This is a genomic window from Bacillus sp. AP8, assembly GCF_000321185.1.
GTDB classification, from domain to species: domain Bacteria; phylum Bacillota; class Bacilli; order Bacillales; family DSM-1321; genus Bacillus_AD; species Bacillus_AD massilioanorexius.
Genome location: NZ_CAPG01000071.1, coordinates 64,692 through 72,692 on the forward strand (window position 1 = coordinate 64,692; position 8,001 = coordinate 72,692).

Annotated in this window: 6 protein-coding genes; 3 read left to right on the forward strand and 3 right to left on the reverse strand. The window is 34.8% G+C overall.

Translation table 11 applies throughout. From position 1 onward, the window contains the following. The 3 genes from BN349_RS17155 to BN349_RS17165 all read right to left on the reverse strand — a co-directional run bounded on the left by BN349_RS17155 (position 1) and on the right by BN349_RS17165 (position 4,534). Positions 1–2,397 carry a DMSO/selenate family reductase complex A subunit gene (locus tag BN349_RS17155; RefSeq protein ID WP_019243567.1) on the reverse strand — a complete coding sequence of 799 codons (2,397 nt, stop codon included), beginning with the start codon at positions 2,395–2,397 and terminating at the stop codon, positions 1–3. Beyond that, positions 2,390–3,079 carry a TorD/DmsD family molecular chaperone gene (locus BN349_RS17160; protein ID WP_019243568.1) on the reverse strand — a complete coding sequence of 230 codons (690 nt, stop codon included), beginning with the start codon at positions 3,077–3,079 and terminating at the stop codon, positions 2,390–2,392. The genes BN349_RS17155 and BN349_RS17160 overlap by 8 nt, the downstream gene beginning before the upstream one ends. A gap of 516 nt (positions 3,080–3,595) precedes the next feature. Beyond that, the gene (locus tag BN349_RS17165) at positions 3,596–4,534 is read right to left on the reverse strand and encodes a LysR family transcriptional regulator (protein ID WP_232423574.1); all 939 of its coding nucleotides are present in this window, start codon (positions 4,532–4,534) and stop codon (positions 3,596–3,598) included. 145 nt (positions 4,535–4,679) lie between these two features. Between BN349_RS17165 and BN349_RS17170 the strand changes: the two genes are divergently transcribed. From BN349_RS17170 to BN349_RS17185, 3 genes are all read left to right on the forward strand, one after another. After that, on the forward strand, positions 4,680–5,603 hold the full coding sequence (locus tag BN349_RS17170) for a DMT family transporter (RefSeq protein WP_019243570.1): 924 nt from the start codon (positions 4,680–4,682) through the stop codon (positions 5,601–5,603). Positions 5,604–6,026: 423 nt separating this feature from the next. Continuing rightward, on the forward strand, positions 6,027–7,340 hold the full coding sequence (locus tag BN349_RS17180) for an anaerobic C4-dicarboxylate transporter family protein (RefSeq protein WP_019243572.1): 1,314 nt from the start codon (positions 6,027–6,029) through the stop codon (positions 7,338–7,340). Between the two features lie 420 nt (positions 7,341–7,760). Beyond that, positions 7,761–7,964: a zinc ribbon domain-containing protein gene (locus BN349_RS17185; RefSeq protein ID WP_019243573.1), complete on the forward strand. Its 204-nt coding sequence runs from the start codon at positions 7,761–7,763 to the stop codon at positions 7,962–7,964. Positions 7,965–8,001: the final 37 nt, after the last annotated feature.

Below are 8,001 nucleotides of genomic sequence, written 5' to 3' on the forward strand. Positions count from 1 at the left end.
CTATGCTTTTTTTACTTCTGCCAGATTGGTATGTTGAGGATTACAATGGAATGGCGAAGCCTTTTGAGTAGTAAGAACGTTGATTGCTCCTCGTGTATCTACACCTTTTCCATCTGGTGTAAACCAACCACCCTGTGGTAATCCTATTACCCCTGGCATAAATCTGCTCGAAACTTTTGCAGGGATAATCATTTTTCCACGATCATTAAAGATCTCTACTTTATCTCCAGTTTTAATACCACGTGCATCTGCATCAATCGGATTAATCCAAAGCTCTTGTGTTTGAACCTCTTCCATCCAATCACTTTTCTCCCAAGTTGAGTGACAACGTCTCTTCACATGCCAGCCAAAAACTTGAAGCGGATATTTTTTTGTTAATTCACTTTCAGGGCCTTCTTCTACTGCCACATGCTTTGGAACAGCAGGGATTTCCTCAGGATTATTCATATCGAATAAGTCTTTAGAGAATAACTCAATTTTCCCAGATGGTGTTTCAAATGGGTTATTTTTTAGGTCCTTGATTTGATCTGCAAATCGAACCATTGTAATGTCTTTAAACTTATACACTCCATTTTTTTGCATTTCTTCATAGCTTGGGAAATTTGGATCTAATTTTTTCGATTCTTCAATTAACCATTTAACCCATTCATCTTGTGTTCTACCTTCAGTAAACTGTTGTTCAATGCCTAATTCAGCAGCTAGCTTACTCATCCATTCGTACTCAGTTAGAGAGCCATATAACGGTTCAACTACTTTTTGTGAAAGAAAAATATGTTGTCCAAAGCCCCATGGCGGAACTAAATCATTTTGTTCAAAGAACGTACAAGTCGGTAAAACAATATCGGAATATTTAGCAGATGGAGTCATATAAATATCTGAAGTTACGATAAACTCACATAGTGACTCATCTTCTAAAATTTCGATTGTCTTATTAATATCTGAATGTTGATTTACTAAACAGTTACCTGCCATGTTATAAATCATTTTGATATTAGAAGGTAAGGTTTGTCCTTCCTCAAGGCCTGTAACACCATCAGCAGCTCCCATTTCTTTACCACGAACAATTGCATCAGTATATTTGAAGCAAGGAATACTTATTCCAAGTGGGTTATCAGGTATTGGGAATTTTTGAAATTTCGCACTAATACCTCCACCTGCACCTGCCCATCCGCCACTAATACCGATGTTTCCTGTTAAAATAGGCATAACAGAGCCACCGCGAGAAAGCTGCTCACCATTCATATGTCGATTAATACCATTTCCTTGAATCCAAGCCATTGGTTTTGTAGTAGCTACTTCACGAGCTAATTGTTTAATTCGACTTGCAGGTAAGCCAGTAATTTTGGCTGCCCATTCTGGAGTTTTAGGTGTTTTATCCTTTTTCCCCATTACATAGCTATAATAGGATTCTCCAGCCGGAACACCTTTAGGCATATGAGCCTCATCATGTCCGATACAGTATGTATCTAAAAACTTTTTGTCTTGTAAATTTTCTGAAAATATTACATACGCCATTGCAGCTACTAATGCATTGTCTGTTCCTGGTTTAACAGGGAACCAATCATCTGCAAGTGCCACTTCAGTATCCGTTTTTCTTGGATCAATCGTATAGATTTTTGCACCTTTAGCCTTGGCCATACGTAAGTACATATTAAAATGGCCAAAAATCGTTTCTGCTGGGTTCATACCATGTAAAATAATGAGTTTGGAATCTAATAATGTATTACAGCTATTTGATGCATCGCCAACACCAAAAGTAAATGGAGTTGCTGCACCATGTTGACCAGCGCTATAATTTGAATAACGTCCTAAAAAGCCACCATCTAATGCAAGTAGTCTTTGAATAACTGTATCTCCACTACCAATTTGTCCTGTTTGCCCAGTCGCATATAAACTAAAGCGGGAAGCAGGGCCATATTTTTCTTTAATGCGATTATTTTCTTTAGCAATGATTTTAATCGCTTCATCCCATGAAATTTCTTTAAATTTACCCTCACCGCGTTTACCAACACGTTTTAAAGGCTTTTTAATACGATCTGGAGAATAAATATGTCTACGATATCCACGGCCACGAACACAAGCACGAATTTGCGGATACTGCTCATTATCAGCATTTTCATCTCTTGCATCGTCATCTGTACTTAATCGTACAATTTGACCATCTTTTACATGAGCTTTAATTAAGCATTTCCCACCACAATTTAGCGTACTACATGTTGGTATGACTGTAGCATCTACTTTACTCTCTGAGGGTGCGGCACTTGCTTTTTTCACAAGATTACTAGATACCGCAGTGCCTCCAATAATTGCTGGTGCAGCAACAGCACCTGACCATTTTAAAAATGAGCGGCGTTTCATCTTTATATTTGAGATTTTTTCAAAAATATTCTCACTCATTGTCGAGGTCCTCCTTTAATGATTTTATATATTCAAAATCTTCTTCTACAAATATGCTTAATAAGATTGCAATACCTTTATAAAAATCACTTGTATTAGAAGAGTGAATATCATGAGTAAATAGTCTTATCCATCTGTTCAAATGTTCTTTCATCAGCCAATACTGCGTGTAAACACCTTTGGCATAGTCATTCTCTCTACCTTCTTCCTTCGCAGAGAGCGTATAATTAATTAAATAAGTCATAAACTCTAATTCAATCGCAATGTGATCGTCTGGATCTGTATTTTCATGAATAAATTGCAAATCAAAATCCGCTAATTTCTTTCTTATTTGGAATACGGGCTCACCAAAAAGCGATTTATCTCTAGTCACATAAACAGATTCCCATGGTGGAGCTGGAACCTTTCCTTCTTCATTAAAAATGTAAAATGTAGCTAAATACGCTTCTTTTTCTTCTTCAACAATTTCATCTAAATCTTTGTTAGCTAAACTCTCAAAGAAAGACCTCAAATCCTCATTTTCCTCAGATAATACCTTTTTAAATTCAGAAGAAAAATGAGCTTTCCAATGCTGTAATATTTCTTTTGTTAGTGGACATTGAAGAGATACTCTCAAAAAGGAATAAATCGCTTCTCTTTCCTTACTTATAGACATCAACTTATTGTCTAGTACAACTTCCATTTTTCTGTCTCCCTTCTCAAGGACTAGATAAAGTGAAACTTTCTTCATTGCGTTCTAGCTAACAGCTAGATGATCAAATCGGGTTCTTACTAGCTGAAATCGATTACTAAACTTTTGGAACGTTTTAATGTGTGAATCTTAGTAATTCTAATAATTCTTTCATATACACTACATGGAATTAACATTTCCAATGTATGAGATCTTTGCACATTAAAAAAACACGTGCTTACCATCCATATCAAATTACCGACTAATCTTTGTGATTAGTTTCACAATATCGAATCGACTAAATTATATAACTTTTTAAATTAAAACCCTATGTACCTGATGCACAAATATGAAGCCCTATTTTTGTACTCATATACAATTGACTAGGAAACATCTGAATTCTCTGCTAAAAAACCATCCTAATAAATACTCAAATTCAACAAAAAAGCATAAGCTACAAAAAATTGTCCTTTTTGCAACTTACACTTTCATTTCTATCTTATAATATGTACTTCTTTGATCATCTGTTTAATTATCATAATCTAATAGCATTTGCTGACGAAGCCACGACCTTACCGATTTGATAAATTGTTTTGCTGCTGGCGAAAGTTTTTGGAACGATAGTGCTGTAATTCCAATAGTACGATAATAATCTTCTTCTAAGTCAATAACCGTTATATCATTTAACAAATTGTATAGAACCATTTCGGGAAGTATGGTAATTCCTAAGCCATGGCGAACCATAGAAATAATAGCTTGATCATCTGCTACTTCATATTTCACTTGCAAAGATTCATTTTGTTTTTTTAATAAAATTGGAAAATCATTTCCTGTCCCCCATTTTGGCATGATAAAAGGTTGATTTTTAATATCTTCGAAAGAAATAACACTTTTCCCACTCAAAGGATGATTGCTAGAGAGAACACATCGAATTCTATCTTTTTTTAACGGAATAAACTCAAGCGATTTCGAGAAAGGAGTTGCTAAAAAGCCAAAATCAATGGAACCTTCTTGCAACCATTGCTCTATTTCATAATAATGATCAGCTTCTACTAATTTGATTTGTATAGAGGGATAATGAAATTGAAAGTCCTTAATTATTCCTGGAAGCCATTGTGTCGAAACACTTGTAAATGTACCTATTCGAATAGTTCCCACATTAAGGCCATTAATAGCTGCCACTTCTTGTTTCAATTGCTCATTATTCTGTAGAATATTTCGAATATGCTTCAAAACTCGTTCACCATTACTCGTTATACGTATTCCTGAACGATCTCTAATTAATAGAGAAAATCCCCATTCTATCTCAAGGCTGGAAATAGCGTGGCTAACTGCCGATTGCGTTAAACCTAGCAATGTAGCTGCTTTTGTTAAGCTTCCAACATCAACAACTGTACTAAGAATTTCATATTTAGTTAAAGACAGAAAAACCACCACACATTCATGAATTATTTTCATCCAAAACATTAAAAACATTCATTTTATTTATACAAATTGTACCCTTATAATAGCAATTAGACAATTTTATTGAATTATCACTGTGAAGTAAGAAACTATGCTAGTTCACTTTTTTCATATGGTTCATTCATATAGACACTGGGGGACAAAAGGGATGCAGGACATAAAAAAGAATAATCAATTAAAAGCAGATGTAATGATGCTATTCGTCACCATTTTTTGGGGTTCATCGTATTTATTTATGAAAGTAGGACTTGACTCATTAGGAGATTTCACATTAATCGCTCTCCGCTTTGGTATTGCTTTTCTATTAGCAGGACTTCTTTTTATAAAAAGAATTAGTAAGACAAATGTAAAAACTATATTTTATAGCTTCATTCTCGGTACAATATTATTCATTGCTTTTACTGCATTAACTGCCGGGATGAGATCAACAGCTGTTTCAAACACTGGATTTCTTGTTAGCCTTTCTGTCATATTCGTACCAATTATTTCAGCAGTATTTTTTAAACAAATATTCGAAAAAAGACTCATCATTGGCGTATTGACAGCATTACTTGGAATTGCACTATTATCATTAAATAGCAAGTTGCAATTAGGCCCTGGGGATCTTCTTTGTATCCTTTGTGCATTATGCTACTCTTTTCATATCATTATTACTGGAAAAGTAACTAAGCATGTGGATTCCATTGTATTAGGTGTTTTACAGCTTGGTTTTTGTGGAGCTTGGGGAATTCTCTTTTCATTCTTATTTGAGACACCACATCTTCCAAATAGTTCAGCTGCGTGGGCATCTATTCTTGCATTAAGTATTTTTTGTAGTGCTTTAGGATTTACCATTCAAACTATAGCTCAACAACACACAACTGCTACTCATACTGGACTTATTTTTTCACTAGAACCTATTTTTGCAGCCATTTTTGCATTTGTTTTTATTGGAGAAACCTTATCAACGAGAGGTTATATTGGAGCTGTTGTTGTCTTTATCGGTATATTAATTGCAGAGATAGATTTTTCAAAAATACTAGTCAAGAAGAAAGTACCAGAACAAAGTACAGGGACTAATTTAATTAATTAAACAAAAGAGAAACACTCTCTCTTTTGTAAATAAGAAGTTCGTCATCTACAGTAGATGACGAACTTCTCTTCTCTAGTTTTGATTCTTTAATACTTATTCCCAAAAACATTTTTCCTTCTAAATCCTAACTCTCGTACCATCTTTTCACTCACCATTTTTTTACATAGAAGAATATACAGCCGCCTAGTTATATTGTAATATTATTATATTTGAATAATTTGGAGAGAATATAATTATTTAATATATTATCGATATGCACAATTTCCAATAGAGTTTGGGCAAAAAAATAAAATTTTAAAATAACATATTCTTTTCAAGTATTAACTACTTACTAGTTGGAGGTGAAATGAACCTATGCACTCTTCTTCCATTACAAGATTCTATATGGAAGTAAGACCTTTATTCTAAACTGGAGGAAAATCAATGTTTTGGCTACAATTTTTAATCTTACTAACTTGCATCTTCATCGGTGCTAGGCTCGGGGGTCTAGGCCTTGGTGTAATGGGTGGAGTCGGGTTAGCAATCTTCGTATTTATTTTTGGTCTTGAGCCAACCTCAGCTCCAATTGACGTGATGCTAATGATATTATCTGTAATCACAGCTGCAGGAGCACTTCAAGCTGCTGGAGGTATGGAGTATCTCGTTCATATAGCAGAAAAAGCTTTAAGAAAAAATCCTAAAAGGATCACCTTTATCGCTCCTATCGTTACCTACCTTTTCACTCTTTGTGCAGGAACTGGCCACGTATCATATTCAGTATTGCCTGTTATTGCTGAAGTTGCTCGAGAATCTGGTGTACGACCTGAAAGACCTATGTCAATCGCCGTAATTGCTTCACAACAAGCAATCACAGCGAGTCCAATTTCTGCTGCCACTGTAGCGTTACTAGCTTTACTAGCTGATTTCAACATTACTTTATTAGACATTTTAATGATCTGTATTCCATCAACCTTTATTGGATGTATGATTGCCGCTTTCGTTGTTAGTAAAAAGGGAAAAGAACTACCGAATGATCCCATTTATCTAAAAAGATTAGAAGAAGGCTTAGCTCCTATTAAAAAGGATAAAAAAGACTTTACACCTAGTAGGGCTTCAAAACTATCTGTCCTTTTATTTTTAATAGCAGCAGTCTTAATTGTTGCTCTTGGTTCTTTTGAGCAATTAAGACCCGGATGGGATGTTGATGGTGTTTATACTAGAATGTCTATGCCTGTCGCTATTGAAATCGTTATGCTCTCCATTGCTGCCTCAATCATTCTGCTATGCAAGCCGAATGTTGATAGTATCGTTTCAGGTAGTGTATTTAAAGCGGGAACTTCCGCTGTAGTGGCCATTTTTGGTATCGCATGGATGGGAGACACTTTCTTTAATGGCAATTCAGAATTCATCAATAGCTCGATTTCTAGTCTAGTAACATCAGCTCCATGGTTATTTGCACTTGCATTATTTGTGTTATCAATTCTTCTATATAGCCAAGCAGCAACCGTTCGAACACTGATGCCTCTTGGAATAACACTCGGAATTAATCCAGCATTGTTGATTGCTATGTACCCGGCTGTTAATGGGTATTTCTTCATTCCAAACTATCCAACAGTTGTTGCAGCCATCAATTTTGATCGCACAGGTACAACTAGAATCGGAAGGTATATTCTAAATCATAGCTTCATGTTACCAGGACTGGTTGCCTCCATTTCAGCCATTACAATTGGTATAATACTGAGCACTATTTTACTTTAGAAAATATACTTTTCGCAAAATAAATAAAAGAGTCAGGGTAGCCAACTAAAAAAATCATTTTAGGCCCAGTATCCCTGACTCTTATTTTAAGAAGGTCTCTTTACATACATAACTTTCATTACTATTTGTTAGTTCATTGAAAGCCTTGCTTAATGTCCTGCGCATCCCTATATAAAAGTACACATTAGCTCTTTCTCCCATAATGTTATTCAGCCATCTAAAGCTGTTATTATTAATAAGCTTATTAATATAATAACTAGCCTTCTCATTATAAAACCATCCTTTTCTCTTTCGTCTAACTTACAATTTTGTCATTTGAAATCTTACACAAAATTGGATCTATTTTTCTTAATTTATTGAATCCTTTCATTCCACAAATCGTATGTAAATAGTAATACGATTAATAGGAGCTGAAGTTAGATGAGTGAAAAAGGATGTATTAAATGTAGTAGCAGAAATGCTGCAACTAAAGAAGTAGCCATGACAGGTACGGGTTTATCAAAAATGTTCGACATTCAAAAAAATCAATTTATCGTTGTATACTGTGAAAATTGTGGGTACTCTGAGTTTTACAATAAAGATTCTTCTTCCGCATCAAATATCTTGGACTTCTTTTTCAGATAACTTTCCTATAGTACATAATAAAAATTTAAATAGAGGC